We start from the raw sequence: 26,071 nt of genomic DNA, 5'->3' as shown, positions 1-26,071 counted from the left end.
TCTTTAAAAAACCTATGAAGTATTTATCATTCTTAATTTTCCTTGTGATTTTTAACTCCTGTAAACAAGAAAACAAACAACTAACTGCTCAGGAAATTGTAAACAAAGCTATTGATACTGCTGGCGGCGCTAAATATGAAAATGCCACGATCCATTTCAGCTTTCGCGGAACAAAATACAGCAGCAAGCGGAAAAATGGTCAATATGAGCTTACCCGAAGCAGTACAGACTCTTTAGGCCAGCTTAAAGACGTGTTGAGTAATACTGGTTTTCAGCGATTTCGAAATGAAACCAAAGTTGAATTACCAGACTCAATGGTTACAAAATATGCCAATTCAATAAACTCAGTTCATTATTTTGTTCAGCTACCTTATGGCTTAAATGCAGGTGCCGTAAATAAGGAATTGGTAGGGGAAACAGAAATAAATAACACTCCTTATTACCAAATAAAGATCACATTTAAGCAAGAAGGTGGCGGTACAGACCACGAAGATGTTTATATGTATTGGATAAACCAAAACAGTTTCACGATAGATTATTTTGCCTATAAGTTTTTCACAGGCAAGGGCGGAATTCGTTTTCGAGAAGCATATAACCCCAGAACCATCGAAGATTTACGGTTTGTAGATTACAAAAACTACAAGGTAGAACCTTGGAAGAATGTAGATTTAAAAACCTTGGGCAATTTGTTTAGCGAAGATAAACTGGAGTTGTTATCAGATATTAAAACTGAAGATATCACGGTTAACCCAAGTGCAGCAAATTAAAATTTCCATACTATTTCCATAGTATCTCTTTATAAGCACGCAGCTTAAAAAATGGACCGCGTAAAACCCCAATCTAAAACGGAATGTGACACCAATAGGCTAAACGACATCTCTAAAAACCCTCTAGCTACTGAAAATCAGACGCATATATAAGGTGTTTCGCTAAATAATTCGTTTATAGTCTTAATATTTGCTATATTTACGGTTACTTCACAAAATTATCCTCACACAGTTTTATATCCCCGCAATTAGAAACCTCTTTCTTATTGCAGTGATTTCTCATTGTACTAATTAAGGGGTTTCGCTATGCTTTAACCCAAACTAGCTTCACTGAACTCACCCTGAGCTTCACAATCATTTGATCCGCTATAATCATGCACTACTTGCTCTTACCAAATCAAACCTGACCTTATTAACTTCGTAAAATCAGTAAGGCAACAGCTCAATAGATCTTATTACCTTAGCAAAATTGGTATAGAAACAGCTCGATAGACCTTATCAGCTTATTTTCACTTCTAGGTTTCGTGAGAAAGAAGGTAATAAGGTTTATGTTATGGTTCGTTTATAGTTACTAAGGTAATAAGGTTTTTACTATCAGCTGTTATGTGGCTTGGCGCTTTTAAGATGACCCCAAAACTATTAAAACATTTCCTTTTGCTTCACCGCAACCTAAAAAGCTATAAGACAGTTTCCTTCTTCTTCACCTTAGTTTAATAGCTACAAAACGCTTTCTTTCCGATTACTTTATGAAAGTAAAAATGGCAAAACTAGCTTCCTGTAAGTCTCGCTAAATTGGAGCATATAGTTTTTGCCTTATGTTAAATGAAAATGAAGCGACTTCCAACAAATCAAACCTGACCTTATTAGCTTCGTAAAATCAGTAAGGCAGCAGTTCAACAGACCTTATTACCTTAGTAAGATTAGCACAGTAACAGCTCGATAGACCTTATTACCTTAGTAAAATTAGCAAGGCAGCAGCTCAATTTACCTTATTAGCTTATTTTCACCTAAAGGTTTCGTGAAAAAGAAGGTAATAAGGTTTATGTTGTGGCGCTCTTAAAGTTACTGAGGTAATAAGGTTTTAACTATCAGCTGTTATGTGGCTTGACTCTTTTAAGATAAACCCCTAAACTATTAAAACGTTTCCTTTTGCTTCACTTTAACCTAAAAAGCTATAAGACAGTTTCCTTCTTTTTCACCTTAGTTTAATAGCTACAAAACGCTTTCTTTCCGATTACTTTATGAAAGTAAAAATGGCAAAACTAGCTTCCTGTAAGTCTCGCTAAATTGGAGCATATAGTTTTTGCCTTATGTTAAATGAAAATGAAGCGACTTCAACCAAATCAAACCTGACCTTATTAGCTTCCTAAAATCAGTAAGGCAGCAGCTCGATAGTCCTTATTACCTTAGTAAAATTGGTATAGAAACAGCTCGATAGACCTTATTAGCTTATTTTCATTTAAAGGTTTGCTTAGCAGGAAGGTAATAAGATTTATGTTGTGGCGCTCTTAAAGTTACTGAGGTAATAAGGTTTTAACTATCAGCTGTTATATAGCTTGGCGCTTTTAAGATGACCCCAAAACTATTAAAACATTTCCTTTTGCTTCACTTTAACCCAAAAAGCTATAAGACAGTTTCCTTCTTCTTCACCTTAGTTTAATAGCTACAAAACGCTTTCTTTCCGATTACTTTATGAAAGTAAAAATGGCAAAACTAGCTTCCTCTAAGTCTCGCTAAATTGGAGCATATAGTTTTTGCCTTATGTTAAATGAAAATGAAGCGACTTCAACCAGATAAAACTTGACCTTATTAGCTTCGTAAAATTAGCACAGTAACAGCTCGATAGACCTTATTAGCTTATTAGCTTATTTTCACTTCTAGGTTTGCTGAAAAGGAAGATAATAAGGTTTATGTTGTAGGGCGTGTATTGTTACTAAGGTAATAAGGTTATCTTGGTGCATTTTGGTAAGAATGGGGGTAAAACAACCAACATCTACATTTTATCACTTATCCCGAAGCCCAGGACTAAAGTATGAGATGAAAGTTTCGGCAATAATTCTATTAGAGTTTGAGCAACATTGTCAAAATCTAGTCAAAAGACACAACGGCTCAATCAACATTAATTTATACACAAACACCTTCGTATTAACTCAGAAGAGTTCTGTATCTTTGCGCTTTTAAAATTGAAACCATGTACACCAACGCCTTACAAGCTATTTCACCTATAGACGGACGATACGCATCTAAAACTTCCAGCCTTACGCCTTATTTTTCTGAAGAGGCCCTTATTCGGTACCGCGTAAAGGTAGAGGTTGAATATTTTATCGCTTTGGTTGAACTTGGTCTTCCGCAGTTATCCGACTTTGATAAAAGCCTATTTTCAGACCTGCGAAACTTATATTTAAACTTTTCTGTTCAAGATGCCATAAAGGTTAAAGAGACCGAAAAGGTTACCAACCACGATGTAAAAGCGGTTGAATATTTTATAAAGGAAAAATTTGACACTTTAAAGCTACAGAAATACAAAGAGTTTATCCATTTTGGGCTAACTTCTCAAGACATAAATAATACAGCCGTTCCGCTTTCTTTAAAAGATGCAGTCAATAATGTATATGTGCCGCTTTTAATGGAGGTTAAGGATAAGCTAAAAGAACTTTCCAATGATTGGGCCGATGTACCAATGCTCGCCAGGACACACGGACAACCGGCATCTCCCACCCGATTAGGTAAGGAAATAGCTGTTTTTGTGACCCGAATTGAAGAACAGTTCGATTTGATGAACGACATTAAAAGTGCTGCCAAATTTGGTGGCGCAACAGGAAACTTTAACGCACATAAGGTAGCCTATCCAGAAATAGATTGGAAGGCCTTCGGAAAGCGTTTTGTTGAAGGTACTCTTGGTCTGCACCACTCTTTTCCTACTACACAAATTGAGCATTACGACCATATGGCGGCTCTTTTTGATGCTCTAAAACGAATCAACACCATCCTGATAGACCTAGACCGAGATATTTGGACCTATGTTTCTATGGATTACTTTAAACAAAAAATCAAGAAGGGAGAGGTTGGTTCCAGTGCGATGCCCCATAAAGTAAACCCTATTGATTTTGAAAATAGCGAAGGAAATTTAGGAATGGCAAATGCAATTTTCGAACATCTTTCAGCTAAACTTCCCATAAGCCGTTTACAGCGAGACCTTACAGACAGTACTGTTTTAAGGAATATCGGTGTACCAGTAGGGCATACCGTAATAGCTATGCATTCCACACTTAAAGGTTTGGGGAAACTCTTGTTAAACGAACCAAAATTTGCCGAAGACCTTGAGAATAACTGGGCGGTGGTAGCTGAGGCAATCCAGACCATTCTACGTCGTGAAGGCTATCCAAATCCGTATGAAGCTTTAAAAGGATTAACCCGTACCAACGAAAAAATAAACCAAGCCTCCATGGCCGATTTTATTGAAACCTTGGATGTTTCTGAACCTGTAAAACAGGAAATGCGAAATATTACACCCGGAAACTATACCGGCATTTAACCAGCGGATACACTAGGGCGAAAAAAACTGCGGCAAATTCAATGTTGTTTTAAAGGTGTAATCTAAACATCGAAAATAATTTATTCGTGCATTCGTAACAACACCAACAAAAAAAGCCCCATCCAAATGGATGAAGCCTTTTCCTTCTATTAACCAACTAAATTAATCTTTAAATAGATCTCCAATACCACTCAATTTTGATAGGTCTAAATCGCCGCGTTCTGCAGACTCCATGAGTTTTATCATTTGGTCTGGTCGCATATTTTCACCCAACAATCTAAAAACGGCAAAACCTTTCGAATTGTCGCTAGCAAAAACAATTACCTCGTTTATTGCATCTTCTTCGCCAAGATATTTTAAGCTCGCATTCCAATCCTTGGTTTTTATACGGGTTAAATCTTTATATTGGTCTTGATCTAAAATATCACGTAGGGCATCTCTTTCCTTTTTAAAATCAGCGGTATTTTCATCCTTAATTGGATAAGCAACCACATTTACCTTTTTAATGGTTTCTAAAATATCCTTTTCCTCTTGAGTAAAATTACTGCCATCGCCTCCCAATAAACTAGTAGCTATATCTACTTTAAGAAACTTATCATCATCTTGTTTTTCAACAAGGTATTTTTGCAAAGACTTGTCATTGCATGAAGTTAGCGCTACTGCCGCCAATAAAGCTGTTATAAAATATCTTGCACGTACCATACTATTGTTTTTTCTTTTTATCAATATCCTTCAGTTGGTCGGTACCTGGCACTTTAAGCTCCTCGGTTAATTTCGAAATTTGTTTTAGATCTATATTACCGGTAATGCTCATAATAATTGTGGTTTGTTTCCCATCAACCATTCCGTCCAAATGCATAAGCAGTTCGCTAACATAGTTTTCATTCTTCCCCTCCTTACTGTAAAACTTAATGTTTTTACCATCGTCTTTAACGCGCATCAATTCTCCCAGCGCATTCGAACCCGAAATATACTTGGCTACTGCAGCGTCCATTTTTTGTCCTACGGAAGTGTTATCAGTAGTATAGATTTTAATATTATCCAGGTCATTTACCATTTTCAAGTATGCCTGTGCCTCGGGATCTGATGAGTTAAGGTCCATTTTGCTCAAAAGTTTGAACATATTTTTAGTAACCACTACTGAGGAAACATCTTTTTCATCTTCAAATGAATCGAAGGTGTTTTGAGCCCATGAAACCATGGGGGCCACTATCAGTGCTAGTATTAAAGCTATTTTTTTCATTGTTTTATTTTTAGTAATTATTGTTCGTTATTAATTATTGATTTATCACAATTGTAACCGTGCACGGTTTAATTGAAAAGAGTATTTATTCGTTTTTAAGTAAGGCATAGCTAAACAATTATGCGTTAGGTTCTTTCTTACCCTATTTATTTACTAAAGAATTTATTCAAAAACTTTGTTCTTATTTATTTTAAACTGTTCCACAAAAGTGAGCTGTTCCGTACCTTTATTTAAGTTTTCTGAAAGGAAAAGCATGGCTCTCTTACTTTTTTCAAACGCAGCCAAAGCTTCTTTTTCCTCTTGGGAGTATTGCGGCTGCGCAAAATAAAACCCTGCCACTCCCAAACTAATTACAAGCATGGCAGCAACGGAATACCACCAAGTTTTGTTTGGTTTAGATTTATTATCTGGAAGCCGAATTTCATGCTCATAGCGCTCCGTTCTTGCAGCTTTTAAACCTATGAATATGGGCTTATATTGAATTAGATGGTCTGCAACCTTTTCAGTATTAAAATAATCCTGCAACAGCTTTTCTTCTGAAAGGCTCGTTGTCCCTTCAAAATAGGCATCCAGCAATTTTTCTATCTTAATTAATTCCATAATTATATTTCTTAATCATCGCATTCCTGACGGCTTTTCTAGCTCGGGAAAGTGATACTCTAACCGCGGTTTCGTTACTATCTAACATTTTTGCTATTTCGGCAAACTCAAATTGTTCTACATCTCTTAATTGAAGCACAATTTTTTGTTGTTCCGGCAAGGTTTCTATAATCTTAAAAACTAATTCAACTCCGTCATTCGCTTCAATCTTTTTTTCAATGTTTTCTGAAGTTCGGTAATTGCTATGTATAATTTTTAAGTTTGACGCCTGCTTAGACTTTAATCTATCCAAACAATAATTTTTTGTCATTGTCATGGCATAGGCTTCTGGGCTTTTATAATTTGTTATTTTCTCCCTTCCTTTCCACAATTTCAAAAACACTTCCTGCACAGCATCATCAGCCTCATCTTTGGAAACCAAAATCCTTTTCGCCAAACGATAAAGTTTGTCTTTAATAGGCAAAACTAAATTTGTAAACTCGGTTTTGTTCATTTGGTTAAGTTATTCTTTTGGCTTCTACTATAAAGACGAGACGTTTTGCTTTTTGTTACATGGGTTATTAATAATCTTTATCATTAGTGTCCGACAAAGATGTACGACCGCTTCGCTAAATAACTAACGACATACGACTAGAATTGTAAAGGCTTGATAATTAGGTTAATTTCGTTATACATATTTTTAAAACGTTTATCCTTTATTGGAATCTCAATAGCAAGGCGTTATATTTTAATGATATTCTAAAAGCTTACTATTGTTGAAACAAGTGGTTTTTTAATTATTTTAATCGGACACTACTAAATCTTTATGAATATCCGCGATCAGTAATATGGTGGGTTCAAATTATGTGTTAATTATTGCGTCTGCAAGCGAACCTTTTTAGATATTGAAAAAATATTGAAAATAATTATGTTCTGATCGGGCAGCGTACCATAAGAAAAGGCAACGCCCTGTCAAAAACCCTAACAGCTTATCTGCACTTAACCGGTCTAAGGCTAGCCCTGAAAGGGCGACATGTATTACGCCCTTTCAGGGCTTTGTGTGTCACAGGTTTGCCCCACCGGGCCTTGCCCGATGTTACGATGTTTTCGCCCTTTCAGGGCTGGTTTAATAATATCCTTTTAATCTAGGTTAAATATTATGATGCATTACGGACATTCGATAATCTTTAACTTTATTGTTTCTGGTACGGCTTCACCCGACCTAAAAAACTCTATTGCTTCACCGCAACCTAAAATGCTTTAAGTCTCGGCTAAATAGAAGCCTATAGTTTCTGCCTTATGTTTAATGAAAATGAAGCGACTTCCACCAAGTCAAACCTGACCTTATTAGCTTAGTAAAATCGGTAAAGCAACCGCTCCATTTACCTTATTAGCTTATTTTCACATCTAGGTTTCGTGAGAAGGAAGGTAATAAGGTTTATGTTGTGGCGCACTTAAAATTACTGAGGTAATACGGTTTTTAGTATCATCTATTATGTAGCTTGGCGCTTTTAAGATGATCCCAAAACTATAAAACACTTCCTTTTGCTTCATCTTAACTTAAAAGTTTTATGACATTTTCCTTCCTCCTACCCTTTGAAGATAAAAAACAGCGAAATCCTGCACCCATTAAGTCTCGGCTAAATTGGAGCATATAGTTTTTGCCTTATGGTTAATGAAAATGAAGCGACTTCCACCAAGTCAAACCTGACCTTATTAGCTTCGTAAAATCGGTAAAGCAACCGCTCCATTTACCTTATTACCTTAGTAAGATTAGCATAGTAATAGCTCGACAGACCTTATTACCTTAGTCAAATCAGTACGGTAGCGGCTCAATTTACCTTATCATCTTTTTTTCACTTAAAAGTTTGCTGAGATAAAAGGTAATAAGGTTTATGTTACGGTTCGTTTATAGTTACTAAGGTAATAAGGTTTTAATTCTTATCTGTTATGTGGCTTGGCACTTTTAAGATGAACCCAAACTTTTAAAACACTTCCTTTTGCTTCACCTTAGCTTAATAGCTTCAAAACATTTTCTTTCCTCCTACCTTTTAAAGATAAAAAAAACAGCGGAGATCAACATCCTTTAATATCGTCTGGATAGTTTCTACCTTTAACCTATTAGTTTCCTTTTAAAAACCTATTTTAATCCTTCGGAATTAGTTTCGACTAAAAAATTATATTTTTACAATCGCAATATTATCCATAATTTACTTCTTTAATTCAATTCTTCAGTAAAACCACGCTATGAAAAAACGAATTTTGATTCCCTTTTTAGCCATTTCATTATTATTTGTCTCTTGTTTTGAAGATCTGGACGATAATCTTAATCAGGCATCCACACTTGATATTCAGAATTTTATATATCGCGGTCTTAATTATTATTACCTCTATAAAGCCGATAAGCCAGAACTGGCCAACGATGCGTTTGCTAACCAGGGTGCGCTAGACGATTTCCTTGGCAGTTACGAGTCGCCAGAAGCCTTGTTTGAATACTTGAAATCACCACAAGATCGTTTTAGCAACCTCTTTAGTGATTTTAGAGTAATTGAAGACGCGCTTAGCGGAATAAGCCTAAGTAACGGCATGGAATATGGCTTGGTGTATTACCCCAATGGCAGCAATAATGTTTTTGGCTACGTACGTTATGTTTTGCCAAATACCGATGCCGAAACAAAGGGTCTAAAGAGAGGCGATCTTTTTACTCATGTCAACGGAACACAGCTCACCGCCAACAACTATCAGGACTTACTAGCACCCGATAGCTACTCCGTTGAACTCGCCACCTTCAACGGAACCAGTTTTGAGCTAACTGGAGAAGATTTTTTACTCAATAAAACTCAATACACCGAAAATCCAGTTTATAAAACACAGACCTTTGATGTAAATGGCGAAAAAATTGGCTACGTAGTTTACAATAGTTTTACGAAAAACTTTGACACCGAGCTCAACGACGCCTTTGCGCAGCTTAAAGCCGAAGGAATCACCAATTTAGTTTTAGACCTTAGGTATAATGGAGGCGGTTCTGTTGAAACGGCAACAGACTTGGCCAGTATGATTACCGGGCAATTTACCGGACAGGTTTTTTATAAGGAATTTTGGAATGAAGACCGCCAGGCTGCCAATGCCCAAAACGGTCTTTTTGATGACGCCATAAGCAACGGAACAGCTATAAACAGCCTTAACCTCAGCAGTGTTTATATAATTACTACTGGCCGCACCGCATCTGCCAGTGAGTTGGTGATTAACGGGCTTAATCCATACATAAACACCGTACAAGTTGGCGATACGACTACAGGAAAATTCCAGGCCTCGTTTTTACTCTATGACGCTCCCGCACCTCAATTTAGTAAAACGAATGCAAATCCATCTCATAACTATGTGATGCTTCCCTTGGTTTTTAAGACTTCGAACGTTGAAGACAACACCGATTTTGTTGATGGACTTTTTCCACAAATTCAGCTAAAGGAAAATTACTTTAACCTGGGGCAATTAGGGGATGAAAACGAACCTTTGCTCGCCGCAGCAATTTCTGAAATTGCCGGAAGGCCTCTGCCAGTAAAGAAAGAATTTAGAGCATTAAATCAACTTAGCGACAGCAAGGCAGGTTCCCCAATTGAAGGAAAAATGATTGCAAACTAAGGCTATTCATCGCTCGCAAACAAATTCACCCATGATAGGGCTAAAGCTCAGTTTCAGTGATAAGCTTTCCACGGGCTAAAAACCTACCGCAATATTTTAAGATAATCGTGTCCGACTAAGACATAAGACGTAAGACTTGCTTTTTAATAGATTGAAAACTAGATAAAATTAATTAAACATACTTTTTAATCGATAAATTTTGATACTAAGTATAATAGCATGCTGTCATTAAATAAAAATATTCTAATTGCCTATAATCTTTGACCCAACAAATTTTCTCACTCTTTTAATCGGACACTAATGATTTTTAAGACAGAATTTTGATGGGGTTTTTATCCTCGTCTATGGCTACAAACGTAAATTCGCCTTTAATCGCTTTTTCTCGGCTATAGGAATACATTTCCTCAATATAGATTTCAACCTTTACTTTTAAACTGGTACGGCCCAAATACGATACCTTTCCCACCAGCTCAACAATAGTTCCGGCCGGAATGGGTCTAGTAAAATCTATTTTATCTGAAGACACCGTTACCATGCGCTGGCGGCTAAAACGCGTGGCAGTAATAAAAGCCACTTCGTCCATGAGTTGCATCGCGGCACCTCCAAATAGTGTATCGTAGTGGTTGGTGGTATTTGGAAAAACGGCTTTAAATATTCTGGTTTCACTTTTTGAAATTCGCTCTTCTACATTCATAATATTGTGTTCTTTTAGGGTTCTGTTTAAATTGAAAAAATCCTTTTGTTTATGATTCAAAAGGATTTTTTTCATGTTTAATATTATAGCGGTTTGTTATTCATTAAAGTATATTCCTCCGGGGATAATTCCAGTTTGGAAGTCTTGAATTTCTTGGTTTGTAGAAAGATCAAAAATCTTTAAAGAACCTTTACTTGCATAATCGCCTGCATCGGTAGCATACAACTTCCCATCCTTGGCTCTCAGACTATAGAAAAGACCATCCGCTATATCGGTGCCAGGTAAGGTGATTGAAGCTGTGTTTGTTTTATAAACTTTTCCGTCCAAACTGTAGAAAAGATTATTTCCGTCTGCGGTTAAATTTGCAGGATGCTCCGTAGTTCCAAAGTCAAAAGTTTCAGTTACAGTGGCAGTTGCAAGGTCTATTTTAACCAGTGATCCAGCGGTTTCAGTTCCAGCATAACTAGGATTTCCTCCACAAAGCACATACAAATCATTCCCTAAAACCACCATAGAGTTTGGCACATCGCCAACGTTAATGGTAGTTTCTAAAGCGCCTCCCGAAATTACAGATACTACGTTATTTTGACCATAACCTCCTTGATGGGCAACATACACCTTATTGTCATGAGCCACCAACTTTTCAGGACCAAATGCCACTGGAATGGTTGCTGAAACCGAATTGCTTCTTAAGTCCAGAACTGCAACAAAATCATCGGTGTTATCACTCGGATCTCCCCAATTGGTTACATAACCTTTATTGCCACTTGTTTCAACAAAATAACGCGGATTATCCATCTCTGTTTTAATTGAATCTACACTTTCAAAAGTATAACGATTGGCAATCATAATTTTATTTGAGTTGCTTACAACAATATAGGCATTGTCGTTTCCAAATCCCATAGACTGCACGATATTACCAAGGTCGTTTCCGTTTACATTTCTATAAATGTTTTGTGAAACAGTGCTATAATCGTTAGAAACATAAGTAATAGTACCACTTCCATTGTTAAAAGGCCCTTCATTGGTTATTAAAACACCTTTTTCATAATCAGCAGGCTCATAATCTGGTGATGGCGTATCATCATCACTGCTACAGGAAATAAAGAGCATCGTTGAAAGTGAGAGTAGCAATAGTTTTTTCATAGTTTTCATTTTAGTTATATATTAAAGTTTAAGAATATTTCAATATTTCGGGATGGCATAGGCCGGTAAGCTACGTTTTCATAATACGTGTTTAATGCATTTTTTAGCCTACCTCCAAAAGTAATACCAGGTATAGACGGCAAAGTGTATTCCACGCCTAGATTAAAAATCGTGTACGCATCAACACTATCACTGTTATCGGTTGTTGTATATGCTTCGCCATTAAATAACCCCTGCGCACAAGCAGATAGGTTTTTATACGCATACTGCAGCTGTCCTCCGGCTTGGTGAAAAGGCACATAAATAAGTTGTTTTTCCTTTTCCAGGTCAACCGCCTTGGTGTAAGAATAATTGGCGTTGAGGCTTAATATATGCTGTCTATTGATTTTTATGGCGTAATCTAAATTAACCTCAACGCCATAGTTTTCTGTCTCGCTAATATTTACCGGTTTCCAAAGTCCGCCGTTTCCAGGAATCCATTTTATTAAGTTTTTAGAGGCAATATAATAGGCTGCAATATCTGCCTTAAATTGTCCCAAGAAAAATTCCTGTCCGAGTTCTACTTGATATGAAGTCTCCGGAATTAAATCGAGATTACCACCAGCGTACCAATACAAATCGTTAAAAGTTGGCACTCTATAATTTTTGGAACCATTTAACCGAAGTGCATATCTTTCTGAAACCTTCCATTTTGCATCTGCCGAAAAGAGCAGTGGATTGTCAAAATCATTTAAAAACTCCCTTCTAAAATTGAGGCCATAGCTAAACTTATCAGAAATTTTATGATTAAGTAAAACCACAGCAGCTAATGTTTTACGGTTGTTATCACCTACATTATCTCCTTTTGCATGAATATAACTGTAGGATAACTTTCCATTTAAGCGTAGTTTTTTTAAAAGGAAAACCTCCGTTGAAAAGGCTCCAATAAACGTGTTTGCCTTTCCTTGGTCGTACCTGTGCTTTTCGCTATCTGGATAATATCTGTACGATTCATAAAGATGAGCAAAGCTTCCGGTGACTTTAAAAATTCCGAGTTTCTGTTTCAGTTTCCAAAGATTTCGGGTGTTGATATCTTTATATGCGTCTTTTCCCAAAGTATTCAAACTGCCTGAAAAATTTCGATCGTTATAAGAGTATGCAGCGTTCCAAGTAGCCACACCATTTTTCAGTTTTCTTGCTTCATTGATTTTTGCTGAAAACCTTAAAAATTCACCATGGGTATTCGTTTGGTTTTTCCCAACATAATCATAATCATTTTCAGAGCTTATAAAATCTACGCCAAGGTTTAAATAGTGTTTTGCAGAACTCTGAGTTGTACTCACATTTCCGGCAAGGCTTGTAAAACTTCCATAACGAAGCCCCAAAGAAGTGTTATTTGCTTTTTTAAACGAAAAATTATTGTTTAGGTGAATGCTTCCGCCCACGGCTCCACTTCCGTATTGCACACCGCCACCCCCGTTTCTTATTGAAATAACATCGTAGTTTAAAGGCGAAATCGTATTAAAATCGGTTTGTCCTGTAAAGTTTGAATTAATATTAATCCCGTTCCAAACCACCGCAGTTTGGGCCGCATTAGTACCTCTTAAAGAAGGCGAGGAAACCATTCCGAAGCCATTCTCCTTAAAATATATAGAAGAGTTATAGCGAAGTGTTTCGGTTAAGGAAGTTGCGTTTTTCTTTACAACCGAGTCTGTTAATTTCTCTAACTTAAACCCTTTTGAAAAATGAATGAGCTTAGCATCTGCCAAAACCACTTCAGGCAATTGCTGAATGCTGTCAAGTTGTGCAAAAGCAGCTGAGGTGCAAAGCAAAAACGCTATAAAAATATGAAGTTTAGTCTGTTTCATAATTCAACCTTTATCCCGAAAGTTTGATGGTTTATGTTATGAATCTGGCAGGTCTCCTGACTTGTCTTTTATGCTACCTTCCCATCCAAAAATTGGACAGTGGTTTTAAGAAGTATGCACACCCAAGCGCATTGGGCCGACTTACAGTTGCGGGAACAGCTTCGGATTTTAACCGAATTCCCTTTTAAGAGTGTTTTTAAAATGTAAAGCCACTCACCTAAATTCAGCGCAAAGATACTAGATTTTTTTTGAGGATACAGATTTCTACAACGAAGTTTTCCTGCCAACTTTCAAGTTTATAGTACGGTAAAATTCTTTGTAAACCACAGCAAAACTTGTCAAAGCAATCACTCAAAAGAGAGATTCGTATATTTTGTAAAAGTTTGTGATACCTTTGTACTCCCAATAAATCGGGACGGTAAAACAACCACAATATGAAGATTTTTTACAATAGAATTATTTTTTGTTTTTTTCTAACCATCCTAATGGTTTCATGTAAAGAGGAAACTAAAAACAACACGGAAACGGGTTCTGCTATACCAAATGAGTCAAGTATAAAATACGCAAAAAGCTTTGAAGTAAACAGTTTTGAAGGCTACAAGACCATTACCTTAACAAATCCGTGGCCGGGAACTGAAAAGACCTTTACGTATGCCTTGGTTGAAAAAAACGGCTCTCTTCAAAACCCCGAAAATTTTGATGCTGTGGTTCAGGTTCCTATAGAAAAAATGGTCGTTACCTCAACCACTCATATCCCTTCGTTAGAAATGTTGGGGGAAACGAACAGCTTAGTGGGTTTCCCAGACCTTAGTTTTATCTCTTCAGAAAAAACCCGAAAGCGAATTGCCAATGACGAAATTACCGAACTTGGTAAAAACGAAGATATCAATACTGAAATTTTAATAGATTTAGCCCCAGACGCAATAATTGGTTTTGCTATTGACGGCAATAACTCAACCTTTTCCACCATTCAGAAAACGGGCATTCCCGTGCTGTATAATTCTGATTGGACAGAAACCTCGCCATTGGGAAAAGCCGAATGGATCAAGTTTTTCGGACTTCTTTTTAAGAAAGAAAAACAGGCAGATAGCATTTTTAATACCATTGAAAAAAAATATTTAGAGGTTAAAGATTTAGCCGCAACCGCTGCCGAAACACCCACGGTAATTAGTGGTGCCATGTTTAAAGATGTATGGTATATGCCACAAGGCAATAGTTGGGGCGCACAGTTTATTGCCGATGCCCATGGAGATTATCTGTGGAAAAACGCTAAAGGAACCGGAAGCCTTTCATTAAACCTAGAATCTGTAATTGAAAAAGGCCACGATGCTGAAGTTTGGATTGGCCCCGGACAATTTACCAGTTTAGAAGAAATAAAAAATGCTAGCGATGCTTATGCTCAATTCAAAGCTTTTAAAGATGAGAAGGTGTACTCTTACAGTATGAAAAAAGGTGCAACCGGCGGGGTGATTTATTTTGAATTGGCACCCAATAGGCCCGATCTTGTATTAAAAGATCACGTTAAAATATTACACCCTGAACTCTTGCCGGAATATCAACTATACTTTTTTGACAAACTTCAATAATGCAAAGCACTCAAAAATATAGCGTCCAGTTTATCCTACTAATCTTAACCTTGCTGCTTGCTTTTTTGATAAATATAAGCATGGGATCAGTTTCCATTCCGTTAGACGAAATAGTTTCGGTCTTTACGGGCAATGGCGCATCAAAAGAATCTTGGCGCTATATTTTAATGAATTATAGGCTCCCAAAAGCAATTACCGCAATGCTTGCCGGGGGAGGCCTTGCCATTTCAGGCTTGTTGATGCAAACCTTGTTTAGAAACCCACTAGCAGGACCATTTGTGTTAGGGCTGAGCAGTGGCGCTAGTCTGGGCGTAGCAGTTTTAATTTTGGGCGCAAGTGCCTTTGGTGGATTTTTCGGCACTTTATTACTAAGCCAATGGAGCCTCGTTATAGCGGCAGGCCTCGGCAGTTTTTTGGTGCTGCTCGCAGTTTTGGCGGTTACTTTTAGAATAAAAGACACCATGGCCATTCTAATTATCGGGTTGATGTTTGGTAGCCTTACAACCGCAGTAGTTTCAGTTTTATCTTATTTTAGTAATGCCGAACAATTACAGCAATATATATTTTGGTCTTTTGGCAGTTTGGGTAATCAATCTTGGCAAGGGGTAGTTATTTTAAGTATTTGTTTTACAATAGGCTTGCTTTTGAGCATTGTGAGCAGCAAGTCATTAAACGCGCTTCTTTTGGGCGAAAATTATGCAAAAAGCATGGGCCTCCATATAAAAAGAACCACGTTTATTATTATTTTGGCAACAAGCATTTTAGCTGGTGGCATTACGGCATTTGTAGGCCCTATTGCTTTTGTAGGCTTGGCGGTACCGCACTTAGTGCGTCAAATTTATAAAACCTCCAACCACTTAATCTTACTACCTGCCGTTTTAATTTCGGGTAGTTTACTAATGCTTCTTTGCGATACGTTAGCGCAATTGCCCTTTAGCGAATTCACCCTGCCCATAAATGCAATTACCTCATTAGTAGGTGCGCCTGTTGTAATATGGTTATTGGTACGTAAACGAAAACTCTTCTTCTAATGGTGTCTCAAGAAAAAAATATTGTTTTGGAAGCGCGGAACCTTAAGGTAGGGTATTCCAACAAAAAAGAAGATTCGGTAGTTGCCCAAGACATTAATTTTTCTATTTCTAAAGGGGAATTAACGGGCCTTGTTGGGGCAAATGGCATAGGAAAATCAACATTATTGCGAACCTTAACAGGGATGCAAGGTAAATTAAAAGGCGAAGTATTGTTAAACGGAGAAAGCATAGATCAATACAGCTCTTTTCAACTAGCAACCAATTTAAGCGTAGTATTGACTGAAGCCCCTGCTTCAAAAAATCTGTCGGTTTTAGAAATGATTTCCTTAGGAAGACAGCCGTACACCAATTGGATTGGGAATCTTTCCGAAGCAGATAAAAACGCGGTAAATGCAGCTCTTGAAGCCACCGAAACAACTGGACTAGCCAACAGAAAATGTTTTGAGTTGAGCGACGGGCAAATGCAACGCGTAGCCATAGCACGAGCCTTAGCCCAAGATACACCCATTATAATTTTAGATGAACCTACAACACATTTAGACATTTATCATCGTGCCTACGTTTTAAAACTGCTTAAAAAACTGGCTTCAGAATCGCAAAAAACCATTCTCTTTTCTACGCATGAAATAGATTTGGCAATTCAACTTACTGATAAATTGTTGGTAATGGCAGAAAGCGAAACTTATTTTGGCGAGCCGTGTAAATTAATAGAAGCCGGAAGGTTTGACACACTATTCCCAAAGGAAACTATACATTTTGACGGCAATACAGGGCGGTTTATAATAAAAAAATAACAGCTTATTCGCTTCACTCTTTAAGTAGATTGTAAAGTCTTTTCTATCTTTAGCTATTCAACTAAAAACAAGAATCTAATATCCTCTTACATTGAACGAAACATTCATATTTATTCTTCTAATTGCAGTAGGAATACTCCTTGGCGCATTTTTAGGTAGCTATTTTACACGTTTAAAAAACAAAAGTATAAATGGTAAACTATCGGAGCGATTGCAAAACGCAAAGCTCCAAGAAGAAGCACTAAACCAGCGACTAGAAATTTCAGAAGATAAAAACGACAAGCTTCGAACCGAAAAAGAGCAGCTAAACATCCAACTTACCAGACAAAGCGCGGAATACGACGCGCTGTATGCCGAGCTTGAAAAAGAACAAAAGCGATTTAAGGAGTTTGAGAAAGACTTTCAGGAAAAGTTTGAAAATCTCGCCAACAAAATTCTCATTGATAAAACCGAAGTTTTTACGGTTGCAAATCAAAAAAACATAGAAGGCATCTTAAAGCCTTTAAACCAAAAAATAAAGGACTTTGAGGAAAAGGTTGGCAAAAACAATGTCGATTTTATTAAAACCCACGCCGAATTAAGCAAGCAACTTCAGTATTTAAACGAGCAAAATGTAAAAATAAGTCAAGAGGCAGACAACCTAACCAAAGCGCTAAAAGGCGATTCAAAGATCCAAGGAAATTGGGGCGAGATGATTCTATCCCGAGTATTGGAGGAATCAGGCTTGGAAGAAGGACGGGAATATACCATTCAAGATAGCCATGACAATCCGGATGGTGGCAGGTTGCAAACAGATGTTATTATCCACCTTCCCGATGGTAAAAAAATGATTATTGACAGTAAGGTTTCGCTTACAGATTTTGAAAGATTTGTTTCCGAAGAAAATGAAAATCTTAAAAAGAAGCATTTAAAAGACCATATCAACTCCATAAAACGACATATAAACAGTTTGAGCGAAAAAAAATACTATCATTTAATAAATGAAAGCCCAGACACCATTTTTATGTTTGTCCCCATTGAACCGGCTTTTGCCTTAGCGGTTGCTCATCAAAAAAACCTATATCAAGAAGCGTTTAAGCGCAAAGTAATGATTGTAACCCCTTCTACCCTTTTGGCTGCCCTGCGATTGGTAGAGAATCTCTGGGAAAATGACAACCAGAAAAAGAACACCCTAGAAATTGCAACAGAAGCTGGAAGATTGTACGACGCCTTTGTGGGACTTTTAGATGAGCTGAGTAAAATTAGACGTCAATTGGGCACCGTTCAAGGCTCTTTTGACAATGCTTTAGTTAAATTAGAAGGAAAAGGCAACCTCGTGCGAAGAGTTGAAAAATTACGCAAGCTCGGTGCGATTACCAGTAAAAATATTGATCAAAAATACTTAAAAGGCGCGTCTAAAAATGAAGACCATAATAAGTAAGGTTTTTAATTGATTTTACGCTACTTTCACTTTTTAAAATATAAAGCTGTCCGCCTCTATGAAATTAAAATTAATTACAACACTCCTTTTATTATCAGCTATCTCACTCTTTTCGCAAACCGACTATGAAGCTGGCTATATTATAAAAACCAATGGTCAAAAACTGGATTGCCTAATAAAAAACGAAGACTGGAAAGGATCTCCCAGCACATTTAATTATAAGCTTGAGAAAAATGGGGCAGTAAAAACTGGTAATGTTTCTACAATAAAAGAATTTGGTTCCGAAACCTACTTTAAATACATCGTTGAAACGGTAGCTATTGAACAATCAAGTGATAAAGTTTCAAATTTAACTGAGGACAGAAACCCAGATTTTAAAGACGAAACCCGCTTTTTAAAGGTTTTGATTGAAGGCGATGCTTCACTGTATTTCACAACAAAAAATAATGAGAATCGATTTTTTTATAAAATAAACGAAGGTGAAATAGAACCCTTAGTTTACAAACGTTTTCTAACTAAAAACAAACGCATTGCTGAGAACAATCGATATAAACAGCAACTTGCCACAGATATTACATGTTCTGAAATGGCTAATCCTAGTTTGAAAAATCTTGAGTACAAACGGACTAAGTTGATTAATCAATTTAAGAAATACAATACCTGCCTTAAAGCAGAAACAGTTGTTTACAAAAAGAAAGCTATTAAATATGGATTTAACTTAAGCCTTCGTCCCGGCATTACTTTTGGCAGTGCGAGCATCCAAAAGAGTGGAGAAACCAAGTTAGACTTTGGCAATAAGTCTGGGTTTAGAGTTGGGCTGGAAGCTGAATATATTTTTCCTTTCCACAACGGCAAATGGTCTATATTCATTGAGCCTACCTATCAAAGTTATACTGCTGACACCGAAATTGCGATAAATACAGATTTTCCCACAATGCAAAATTCAACCGTGGTTACGGTAGATTACAGCGCTCTTGAAGTTCCTATTGGCGGGCGTTTTTACATGTTTTTAAACAAAGATGCTGCATTCTTTATTAACGGCGCACTTTTGGTAGATCTTAGCGTGTTTGACTCAAGTATAAAGTCTAGCAACGATAGCAAATACGACCTTGAATTTGCCTCGGACGCTACAACTGCTGTTGGAGCTGGTTTTAAGTATAAAAACAAATACAGTATTGAGGCCAGATATCATACCTCACGGAATATCATTAACTATACAAATGTAAACGCAACCTACAGCTCTTTTGCCATTATCGCAGGGTATAACTTTTTATAAGCATCTAGTTGTAATATTTTAATTAAATTTAAAAAATGAAAAAGATACTATTTATCATTCTCGGTAGTCTGTTGGCATTATTTCTATGCTATGTTGCCTTTGTATATTACGTACCCTATAGCGAAGGTACCCGTGCGGGAGAGCTTATAAAGTTCAGCCATCGCGGTGTGGCCATTAAAACTTGGGAAGGAGAAATTAGCCAAGGTATCAGCGGCGCCCAGATTTTCTCGTTTTCCGTACTGGACCAAGATAAGGAAGTAATAGAAAGACTAAAGGAATACCAAGGAAGCTATGTAAAAGTTACTTATATAGAACGTTTCGCATCCTTCGCAATTTGGGGCGAAACCAAGTATTTTATAACCAACGTAGTACAAGAAAACTCTCCCCATTTCAACAGAAAATAATCAAGAAATATGCATAAAAACATTGAAGAATCGCAAGTGAAAATTTCGCAACTGATGCTGCCTTCCCATGCCAACTTTGGTGGTAAAATACACGGAGGCTATATATTGTCGCTTATGGATCAGATTGCTTTTGCATGCGCATCTAAACACAGCAAATATTATTGCGTTACCGCTTCGGTAGATAATGTTAACTTTTTAAACCCCATTGAAGTAGGCGAACTGGTTACCTTAAAAGCTTCGGTAAATTATGTAGGGAGAACCTCTATGGTTATTGGTATTCGCGTTGAATCTGAAAATATTCATACAGGCGAAAAAAAACACTGTAACTCCTGCTATTTTACTATGGTAGCAAAAGATGATGAAGGCAACGGAATGGAGGTTCCTGGGTTAATTTTAGATTCAAAAACCGAAATAAGACGCTTTTTAAAAAGTGCAAATCGACTAGCTATAAAAAAACAACAGAAATTCCAAGAGCCTAACTTTGAAGTTGAAAAACATATTAACGAATTAAAAGACCATAAGGTTATCGTGGCCTATAAAGGCTACCTTTAAAACTTAATTCTTCTACTCGAATCCCCCCAAGATTACGAATTTTGGCTATCTTGAAATTGAAATCAAAATGCTAATCGTTTTAATAGTTATTGGAGTGAAGACTGCAATTCTTTTTTTAACTTTGAAATATGGAAACAGTTAGTATTTGGAAATAAGCCTAAAAATCCAATTATAAGCCGAAGCCATATATACGCCTTACTGCTAGTTATTTACAAAATGAATTAGACAACGGCAACTATTCTTTGGCAATTTTTAAGGTGGCCTGCAGAGTGTTAGAAACAACCTTAACAAAGTACAAGCCGCTACTTAAACGAGACATATCAACGTAGGTGCTAATTCCACCGCCTTTACCTTCAGAAACCAAGGTTCCCAAAACATTGTAAACCTGATAGCTATCCACAACAAATAGTGAGGAGATTGTTAGCTTATCCGTTACAGGGTTTGGATAGAAATTTAGGTTTTTAACAAATTTTTCTTCCGAAGATAGCTTTCCCACCACCCTTATCTTTCCGCGCATTAAAGCATCTAAATCATTGTGGTACCGTGTAATCCCTTCATGGGTAAAAGTAATAGAAAACTCTTGGTTTACACCCGATAACAATCCGCTATCAAATGCTTCCGCACCTGAAATACTCGTCACACTTTTCTGCGAGTTATCGGTCCACACCCAGATTACCGTATCACCCACCTCAATAGTTGGGCTGGCAACGGGCATCTCAACCCCCTCTTCCCATGGAATTTCATAAACATTCTGGGCAGAGAGAATAGGTATTGAAAGCAAGAAAAGCAGCAAAGTAATTTTATTCATAAATCAAGATACATTTAAGTAGATTCCTTAATTTACAAAAAAAAATTAACAAAAATCAAAGTAAAATCAGAATGAAACGACTATTTACTTAAATACATTTTTCGTCTAGCATACAAATCGTAAAACTGATCGTCCTTTAAACTGTCGATAAACAAGATACTTTCACCGGTACTTTTCATTTCTGGTCCCAACTGCTTGTTTACATTCGGGAATTTGTTAAAGCTAAACACTGGTTGCTTTATTGCAAAACCATCTAATTTAGGGCTAAAGTCGAAATCCGTCACTTTATTATGGCCAAGCATAATTTTGGTTGCATAATTTACGTAGGGCTCACCGTACGCCTTTGCTATAAAAGGCACCGTTCGGGAAGCACGCGGATTAGCTTCAATTATATATACAATATCATCTTTTATAGCAAACTGCACATTGATTAAGCCAACGGTATTCAGCGATTTAGCAATTTTTACAGTATGGTCTTTAATTTGCTGCATTACAAATTCGCCAATATTGAAAGGCGGAAGAGTTGCGTTAGAATCTCCAGAGTGGATTCCACAGGGCTCAATATGCTCCATAATACCGATGATATAAGCATTCTCACCATCGCAAATTGCGTCTGCTTCAGCTTCTATAGCTCCATCTAAATAATGATCAAGCAATAACTTATTATTCGGAATCTTACGAAGCAAATCTACCACGTGTTCCTCCAATTCCATTTTATTGATTACAATTTTCATCCCTTGCCCACCAAGAACATACGACGGACGTATCAATAACGGAAAATCCAATTGATCTGCCAATGCCAAAGCCTGTTCTGTTGTTTCTGCAACACCAAACTCAGGATAAGGAATGTTGTTTTCTTTCAGCAGTTTAGAAAAGCTTCCGCGATCTTCTGCCAAATCTAAGGAGTCATAGGTAGTACCAATAATGTTAATTCCGTAGCGGTCTAGTTTTTCGGCAAGTTTTAATGCTGTTTGGCCTCCTAACTGCACAATAACCCCCTCCGGTTTTTCGTGGCGGATAATATCATAAATATGCTCCCAGAAAACGGGTTCAAAATACAGTTTATCGGCAACGTCAAAATCTGTAGATACCGTTTCCGGGTTACAGTTTATCATAATGGTTTCGTAGCCACATTCGGCAGCTGCCAATACTCCGTGCACGCAGCAATAATCAAACTCAATTCCCTGCCCTATTCTATTGGGGCCAGAGCCTAGGACGATAATCTTTTTCTTTTCGGTAACAACACTGTCATTTTCTGCATACGGCTCCTCGCCTTCGCGTTGCATTTCATTCTCAAAAGTTGAGTAATAATAGGGTGTCTCGGCTTTAAATTCGGCGGCACATGTATCTACCAATTTGTAAACCCGCTGAATGTGCATTTCTTCACGCTTTTTATATACGTGACTTTCCAGACATTTCAGCATGTGGGCAATCTGTCTGTCACCATAGCCTTTCTGTTTGGCTTCCAGTAATAATTCCCTTGGAAGGGTTTCCAACGTATATTTCGAAATTTCTTTCTCCAACAAGTACAGTTCTTCATATTGACGCAAGAACCACATGTCAATTTTAGTGATTTCGTGAATTCTACTTAAAGGAATGCCAATGTGTATGGCGTCATAAATTACAAACACGCGGTCCCAACTTGCATTTTTAAGCTTATCGAGAATTTGTTCGTAATTGGTGTAACTTTTTCCATCAGCACCTATTCCATTTCGCTTAATCTCAAGAGATTGTGTTGCCTTGTGAAGCGCTTCCTGAAAGGATCGCCCTATCCCCATAACCTCTCCAACAGATTTCATTTGAAGACCCAATGTGCGGTCTGACCCTTCAAATTTATCAAAATTCCAACGCGGTATTTTAACGATCACATAGTCTAATGTAGGTTCAAATAAGGCTGAAGTAGATTTGGTTATTTGGTTGTTTAACTCGTCCAAGGTGTAGCCAATTGCCAATTTAGATGCAATCTTCGCAATAGGATATCCTGTTGCTTTTGAAGCCAATGCTGAAGAACGCGAAACACGAGGGTTAATCTCGATGGCAATTATTTCTTCATTTTCATCGGGACTAACGGCAAATTGTACGTTACAGCCTCCGGCGAAATCACCAATACTGCGCATCATCTTTATTGCCATATCGCGCATGCGTTGGTAGGTACGGTCATTCAGCGTCATTGCAGGAGCAACGGTAATGGAATCTCCGGTATGGATACCCATTGGGTCCATGTTTTCAATAGAGCAGATAATTACCACATTGTCATTTTTATCGCGAAGAAGCTCAAGTTCATACTCCTTCCAGCCCATCATAGCTTTGTCTATCATTACCTCATGGATTGGTGAAATTTCCAAGCCATAAGACAACATTTCATCAAAATCTTCTTCCTTGTATACAATTGAAGCTCCGGCGCCACCTAAGGTGTAAGATGCTCTAATAACCAATGGAAAGCCAAATTCTTGAGCTATTTCCTTTCCTTCTAAATACGAAGTTGCGGTAGCCTGTGGTGCCATGGCCACGTCAATTTTTTCCATCAAGCCTCTAAACTCTTCCCGATCTTCAGTAATATTGATGGCATTTATATCAACTCCGATTAATTTAACACCAAAGTCTTCCCATATTCCTTTTTCATCTGCCTCAATACACAGGTTAAGCGCAGTTTGCCCTCCCATTGTAGGAAGAACCGCATCAATTTGTGGATGTTCTTTTAATATTTGCACCAATGATTTTGTTGTCAACGGTAACAAATACACATGATCGGCCATAGATGGGTCGGTCATAATTGTAGCGGGATTGCTATTGATCAAAATGGTTTCAATACCGTCTTCACGTAGTGATCGTAAGGATTGTGAACCAGCATAATCAAATTCACAAGCCTGCCCAATAACGATAGGGCCAGAACCAATAAGAAGTACGGATTTAATGGAAGGGTTTTTTGGCATTTCTTTTACTTTTTCTGAGCCGCAAAATTACGACAGGATTAGGTATAAAAAAAAGGTGTTGCTAAAGAAACAACACCTTTTTATATAAAATTTATCAACATTATTTTTTGTGACGCATTTCAGACGACACAGATAGTCTTTTTCTGCCTTTCGCTCTGCGGGCAGCCAAAACTTTTCTTCCGTTTACAGAAGCCATACGCTCTCTAAAACCGTGTTTGTTCTTTCTTTTTCTTTTTGATGGCTGAAATGTTCTTTTGCTCATTTTCTTATACTTTAACTGCTGAAATATCTTGTTCTGTTGCCCTCTTTAGGTATCTACCAAAAACTACAGGCTAAATACCAATGCTTATCTTTGCATAGGCGGGTGCAAAAGTACAACAAGTTTTTACTTTTACAAACCTTTTTTAAAAAATATCAATGAATATTTCAGACTTTCGTCTTCTTTAAAAGCCACAACAAATAATTTAAGATTAAACTAGGGCGAAACCTCAATTTAAATTAGTCGTGTCCGACTAAGATATAAGACCGCTGCACTGAAAGACATAAGACGTAAGACTTGCTTTTTAATAGATTGAAAACTAGATAAAATTGATTAAACATCAATAGCGTCCTAAACGTTCACAAGGAAACCATTGAAAGCCTTTATTTAATGGGGCTTTAGAGATAATATGAAGCTTAGGGGGCTGTAATTCAGAATTCCTGTTTTTTGGCCTATCGAAAATTTATCGTAAAATTAGAAGTGAAGTTCCCGTAAAATTTTAGGCTGTTTGAGCCAGCAAAGATAATCATCAAAGCAATGGATTTAAAGGCGAGTTCCTAAAATTTAGGGGACGAACAAAAAATTTAGAGAAGATTTCGTAAGCCTAGCCCCGATGGCTATCGGGGTTTGGTTCGTTTTTTCATCAATGGAAAAAATGAACAGGTTAAATATTTAGGACAGGATTGATTAAACATACTTTTTAATTGATAAATTTTGATGCTAAGTATAATAGCATGCTGTCATTAAATAAAAAATATTCTAATTGCCTATTATCTGTGGCTCAACAAATTTTCTCACTTTTTAATCGGACACTAATGAATTTAAATCGCTTCTTAAACTCCAAAATCTTCAAAATAGCATTTAGTTTTTATACCTTTGCAGCCCATTTTAAAGATGACCCATGTTCAATAAAAATATAAAATTGGTTTTGGCCGCCCTCGTATTAGGAGTAGCGGTTTGGCAGTTTACAGAAACAAATATAGGAAATGGTATTATGCTAATCCTACTTGCAGCGATGTTTGTTTTTCTTTATTTTAAAAATGAAATTATACTGCTTGCATTTCTACGTTTAAGAAAACAAGATTTTCCAGGTGCAAAAAAATGGTTGGACAAAATTAAAGATCCTCATGCTGCCTTAGTGCCAAAACAGGAAGGTTATTACAACTACCTAAATGGCCTGATGATTTCGCAAACCAATATGTCTGCAGCCGAAAAGTACTTTAAAAAAGCAGAAAAACTAGGTTTGAATATGTCTGCAGATATGGCAATGACCAAACTAAACCTTGCCGGGATAGCGATGACCAAGAACCGTAAACGCGAGGCAGAGTTGCTCATGGCCGAGGCCAAAAAACTAGACAAGCACAACATGCTGGACGAGCAAATAAAAATGATGAAGCAGCAAATGAAAAAAGCCGGACAGCCTCGTCAACAATTTGGACGTGGAGGTCGCGGTGGTGGCGGAAGAAGGTTTTAAGAACCAATAAACACTCCTTTTACACGTTTTATCTTTGCATTTGGTCTGCTAAAAACCTGTAAAACTGAACCTTACCTATAC

22 protein-coding genes and 1 riboswitch are annotated in these 26,071 nt (G+C 37.2%); of the genes, 11 read left to right on the top strand and 11 right to left on the bottom strand.

The window, feature by feature from the left end:
• The first annotated feature begins 14 nt into the window (after positions 1-14).
• Together QPK98_RS14390 and purB are read left to right on the top strand one after the other, a co-directional pair.
• The gene (locus QPK98_RS14390; protein WP_310994165.1) at positions 15-767 is read left to right on the top strand and encodes a DUF6503 family protein; all 753 of its coding nucleotides are present in this window, start codon (positions 15-17) and stop codon (positions 765-767) included.
• A gap of 2,191 nt (positions 768-2,958) precedes the next feature.
• Positions 2,959-4,302 (top strand): adenylosuccinate lyase, encoded by a 1,344-nt coding sequence (purB, locus tag QPK98_RS14385; RefSeq protein ID WP_310994164.1) that lies wholly within the window; start codon positions 2,959-2,961, stop codon positions 4,300-4,302.
• A 162-nt stretch (positions 4,303-4,464) separates the two neighbouring features.
• On the opposite strand, the gene QPK98_RS14380 is transcribed toward purB, so the two are convergent.
• From QPK98_RS14380 to QPK98_RS14360, 5 genes are all read right to left on the bottom strand, one after another.
• The gene (locus tag QPK98_RS14380) at positions 4,465-5,004 is read right to left on the bottom strand and encodes a GFO_1091 family lipoprotein (RefSeq protein ID WP_310994163.1); all 540 of its coding nucleotides are present in this window, start codon (positions 5,002-5,004) and stop codon (positions 4,465-4,467) included.
• A 1-nt stretch (position 5,005) separates the two neighbouring features.
• Positions 5,006-5,545 (bottom strand): GFO_1090 family protein, encoded by a 540-nt coding sequence (locus QPK98_RS14375; protein WP_310994162.1) that lies wholly within the window; start codon positions 5,543-5,545, stop codon positions 5,006-5,008.
• 162 nt (positions 5,546-5,707) lie between these two features.
• The gene (locus tag QPK98_RS14370) at positions 5,708-6,145 is read right to left on the bottom strand and encodes a PG0215 family putative anti-sigma factor (protein WP_310994161.1); all 438 of its coding nucleotides are present in this window, start codon (positions 6,143-6,145) and stop codon (positions 5,708-5,710) included.
• Entirely contained in the window at positions 6,132-6,638 is a 507-nt protein-coding gene (locus QPK98_RS14365) for a GFO_1088 family ECF-type sigma factor (RefSeq protein WP_310994160.1), read from the bottom strand. The genes QPK98_RS14370 and QPK98_RS14365 overlap by 14 nt, the downstream gene beginning before the upstream one ends.
• Positions 6,639-7,531: 893 nt before the next feature.
• Entirely contained in the window at positions 7,532-7,678 is a 147-nt protein-coding gene (locus QPK98_RS14360) for a hypothetical protein (protein ID WP_310994159.1), read from the bottom strand.
• Positions 7,679-8,371: 693 nt separating this feature from the next.
• Between QPK98_RS14360 and QPK98_RS14355 the strand changes: the two genes are divergently transcribed.
• Entirely contained in the window at positions 8,372-9,766 is a 1,395-nt protein-coding gene (locus QPK98_RS14355; protein ID WP_310994158.1) for a GFO_1087 family putative carboxy terminal peptidase, read from the top strand.
• Between the two features lie 307 nt (positions 9,767-10,073).
• Here the strand turns inward: QPK98_RS14355 and QPK98_RS14350 are convergent, their stop codons facing one another.
• The 3 genes from QPK98_RS14350 to QPK98_RS14340 form a co-directional block, all read right to left on the bottom strand.
• Positions 10,074-10,460, bottom strand: a complete 387-nt coding sequence (locus QPK98_RS14350) for an acyl-CoA thioesterase (RefSeq protein WP_310994188.1) — start codon at positions 10,458-10,460, stop codon at positions 10,074-10,076.
• 96 nt (positions 10,461-10,556) lie between these two features.
• A complete protein-coding gene (locus QPK98_RS14345) occupies positions 10,557-11,606 on the bottom strand; it encodes a YncE family protein (RefSeq protein ID WP_310994157.1) in 1,050 nt (349 codons plus the stop codon).
• 14 nt (positions 11,607-11,620) lie between these two features.
• Positions 11,621-13,453 (bottom strand): TonB-dependent receptor, encoded by a 1,833-nt coding sequence (locus QPK98_RS14340; protein ID WP_310994156.1) that lies wholly within the window; start codon positions 13,451-13,453, stop codon positions 11,621-11,623.
• A 29-nt stretch (positions 13,454-13,482) separates the two neighbouring features.
• A riboswitch (cobalamin riboswitch) is annotated at positions 13,483-13,690 on the bottom strand.
• A gap of 248 nt (positions 13,691-13,938) precedes the next feature.
• Here QPK98_RS14340 and QPK98_RS14335 point away from each other — a divergent pair.
• From QPK98_RS14335 to QPK98_RS14305, 7 genes are all read left to right on the top strand, one after another.
• Positions 13,939-15,039, top strand: a complete 1,101-nt coding sequence (locus tag QPK98_RS14335; RefSeq protein WP_310994155.1) for an ABC transporter substrate-binding protein — start codon at positions 13,939-13,941, stop codon at positions 15,037-15,039.
• Positions 15,039-16,070, top strand: a complete 1,032-nt coding sequence (locus tag QPK98_RS14330; protein WP_310994154.1) for an iron chelate uptake ABC transporter family permease subunit — start codon at positions 15,039-15,041, stop codon at positions 16,068-16,070. The genes QPK98_RS14335 and QPK98_RS14330 overlap by 1 nt, the downstream gene beginning before the upstream one ends.
• Complete coding sequence (locus QPK98_RS14325; RefSeq protein WP_310994153.1) at positions 16,070-16,864, top strand: ABC transporter ATP-binding protein; 795 nt, start codon at positions 16,070-16,072, stop codon at positions 16,862-16,864. Before QPK98_RS14330 ends, QPK98_RS14325 begins: the two co-directional genes overlap by 1 nt.
• A 91-nt stretch (positions 16,865-16,955) precedes the next feature.
• Positions 16,956-18,284: a DNA recombination protein RmuC gene (locus QPK98_RS14320; RefSeq protein ID WP_310994152.1), complete on the top strand. Its 1,329-nt coding sequence runs from the start codon at positions 16,956-16,958 to the stop codon at positions 18,282-18,284.
• A 58-nt stretch (positions 18,285-18,342) separates the two neighbouring features.
• Entirely contained in the window at positions 18,343-19,560 is a 1,218-nt protein-coding gene (locus QPK98_RS14315; protein WP_310994151.1) for a porin family protein, read from the top strand.
• A 35-nt stretch (positions 19,561-19,595) separates the two neighbouring features.
• Entirely contained in the window at positions 19,596-19,964 is a 369-nt protein-coding gene (locus QPK98_RS14310; RefSeq protein ID WP_310994150.1) for a DUF8785 domain-containing protein, read from the top strand.
• Between the two features lie 9 nt (positions 19,965-19,973).
• Complete coding sequence (locus tag QPK98_RS14305; RefSeq protein WP_310994149.1) at positions 19,974-20,516, top strand: acyl-CoA thioesterase; 543 nt, start codon at positions 19,974-19,976, stop codon at positions 20,514-20,516.
• A gap of 235 nt (positions 20,517-20,751) precedes the next feature.
• On the opposite strand, the gene QPK98_RS14300 is transcribed toward QPK98_RS14305, so the two are convergent.
• From QPK98_RS14300 to rpmH, 3 genes are all read right to left on the bottom strand, one after another.
• Positions 20,752-21,324: a T9SS type A sorting domain-containing protein gene (locus QPK98_RS14300; protein WP_310994148.1), complete on the bottom strand. Its 573-nt coding sequence runs from the start codon at positions 21,322-21,324 to the stop codon at positions 20,752-20,754.
• Between the two features lie 80 nt (positions 21,325-21,404).
• Positions 21,405-24,257: a carbamoyl-phosphate synthase large subunit gene (carB, locus tag QPK98_RS14295; protein WP_310994147.1), complete on the bottom strand. Its 2,853-nt coding sequence runs from the start codon at positions 24,255-24,257 to the stop codon at positions 21,405-21,407.
• 100 nt (positions 24,258-24,357) lie between these two features.
• On the bottom strand, positions 24,358-24,519 hold the full coding sequence (gene rpmH, locus QPK98_RS14290) for a 50S ribosomal protein L34 (RefSeq protein ID WP_310994146.1): 162 nt from the start codon (positions 24,517-24,519) through the stop codon (positions 24,358-24,360).
• An 898-nt stretch (positions 24,520-25,417) separates the two neighbouring features.
• On the opposite strand from rpmH, the gene QPK98_RS14285 reads away from it, so the two are divergent.
• Positions 25,418-25,990 (top strand): DUF2892 domain-containing protein, encoded by a 573-nt coding sequence (locus tag QPK98_RS14285; RefSeq protein WP_310994145.1) that lies wholly within the window; start codon positions 25,418-25,420, stop codon positions 25,988-25,990.
• The last annotated feature ends 81 nt before the right edge of the window (positions 25,991-26,071 follow it).

Source organism: Aequorivita marina, assembly GCF_031631895.2.
Taxonomy (GTDB): domain Bacteria; phylum Bacteroidota; class Bacteroidia; order Flavobacteriales; family Flavobacteriaceae; genus Aequorivita; species Aequorivita marina.
The sequence above is the reverse complement of the archived record's forward strand: the minus strand, read 5'-3'. Positions and strand labels throughout refer to the sequence as shown.

Coding starts and splice junctions, on each gene's coding strand:
- QPK98_RS14375 (WP_310994162.1), bottom strand. CDS start 5,545: ATGAAAAAAATAGCTTTAATACTAGCACTGATAGTGGCCCCCATGGTT.
- QPK98_RS14350 (WP_310994188.1), bottom strand. CDS start 10,460: ATGAATGTAGAAGAGCGAATTTCAAAAAGTGAAACCAGAATATTTAAA.
- QPK98_RS14355 (WP_310994158.1), top strand. CDS start 8,372: ATGAAAAAACGAATTTTGATTCCCTTTTTAGCCATTTCATTATTATTT.
- carB (WP_310994147.1), bottom strand. CDS start 24,257: ATGCCAAAAAACCCTTCCATTAAATCCGTACTTCTTATTGGTTCTGGC.
- QPK98_RS14310 (WP_310994150.1), top strand. CDS start 19,596: ATGAAAAAGATACTATTTATCATTCTCGGTAGTCTGTTGGCATTATTT.
- QPK98_RS14300 (WP_310994148.1), bottom strand. CDS start 21,324: ATGAATAAAATTACTTTGCTGCTTTTCTTGCTTTCAATACCTATTCTC.
- QPK98_RS14325 (WP_310994153.1), top strand. CDS start 16,070: ATGGTGTCTCAAGAAAAAAATATTGTTTTGGAAGCGCGGAACCTTAAG.
- QPK98_RS14330 (WP_310994154.1), top strand. CDS start 15,039: ATGCAAAGCACTCAAAAATATAGCGTCCAGTTTATCCTACTAATCTTA.
- QPK98_RS14305 (WP_310994149.1), top strand. CDS start 19,974: ATGCATAAAAACATTGAAGAATCGCAAGTGAAAATTTCGCAACTGATG.
- rpmH (WP_310994146.1), bottom strand. CDS start 24,519: ATGAGCAAAAGAACATTTCAGCCATCAAAAAGAAAAAGAAAGAACAAA.
- QPK98_RS14340 (WP_310994156.1), bottom strand. CDS start 13,453: ATGAAACAGACTAAACTTCATATTTTTATAGCGTTTTTGCTTTGCACC.
- QPK98_RS14315 (WP_310994151.1), top strand. CDS start 18,343: ATGAAATTAAAATTAATTACAACACTCCTTTTATTATCAGCTATCTCA.
- QPK98_RS14365 (WP_310994160.1), bottom strand. CDS start 6,638: ATGAACAAAACCGAGTTTACAAATTTAGTTTTGCCTATTAAAGACAAA.
- QPK98_RS14390 (WP_310994165.1), top strand. CDS start 15: ATGAAGTATTTATCATTCTTAATTTTCCTTGTGATTTTTAACTCCTGT.
- QPK98_RS14335 (WP_310994155.1), top strand. CDS start 13,939: ATGGTTTCATGTAAAGAGGAAACTAAAAACAACACGGAAACGGGTTCT.
- QPK98_RS14380 (WP_310994163.1), bottom strand. CDS start 5,004: ATGGTACGTGCAAGATATTTTATAACAGCTTTATTGGCGGCAGTAGCG.
- QPK98_RS14345 (WP_310994157.1), bottom strand. CDS start 11,606: ATGAAAAAACTATTGCTACTCTCACTTTCAACGATGCTCTTTATTTCC.
- QPK98_RS14360 (WP_310994159.1), bottom strand. CDS start 7,678: ATGAAGCAAAAGGAAGTGTTTTATAGTTTTGGGATCATCTTAAAAGCG.
- QPK98_RS14285 (WP_310994145.1), top strand. CDS start 25,418: ATGTTCAATAAAAATATAAAATTGGTTTTGGCCGCCCTCGTATTAGGA.
- purB (WP_310994164.1), top strand. CDS start 2,959: ATGTACACCAACGCCTTACAAGCTATTTCACCTATAGACGGACGATAC.
- QPK98_RS14370 (WP_310994161.1), bottom strand. CDS start 6,145: ATGGAATTAATTAAGATAGAAAAATTGCTGGATGCCTATTTTGAAGGG.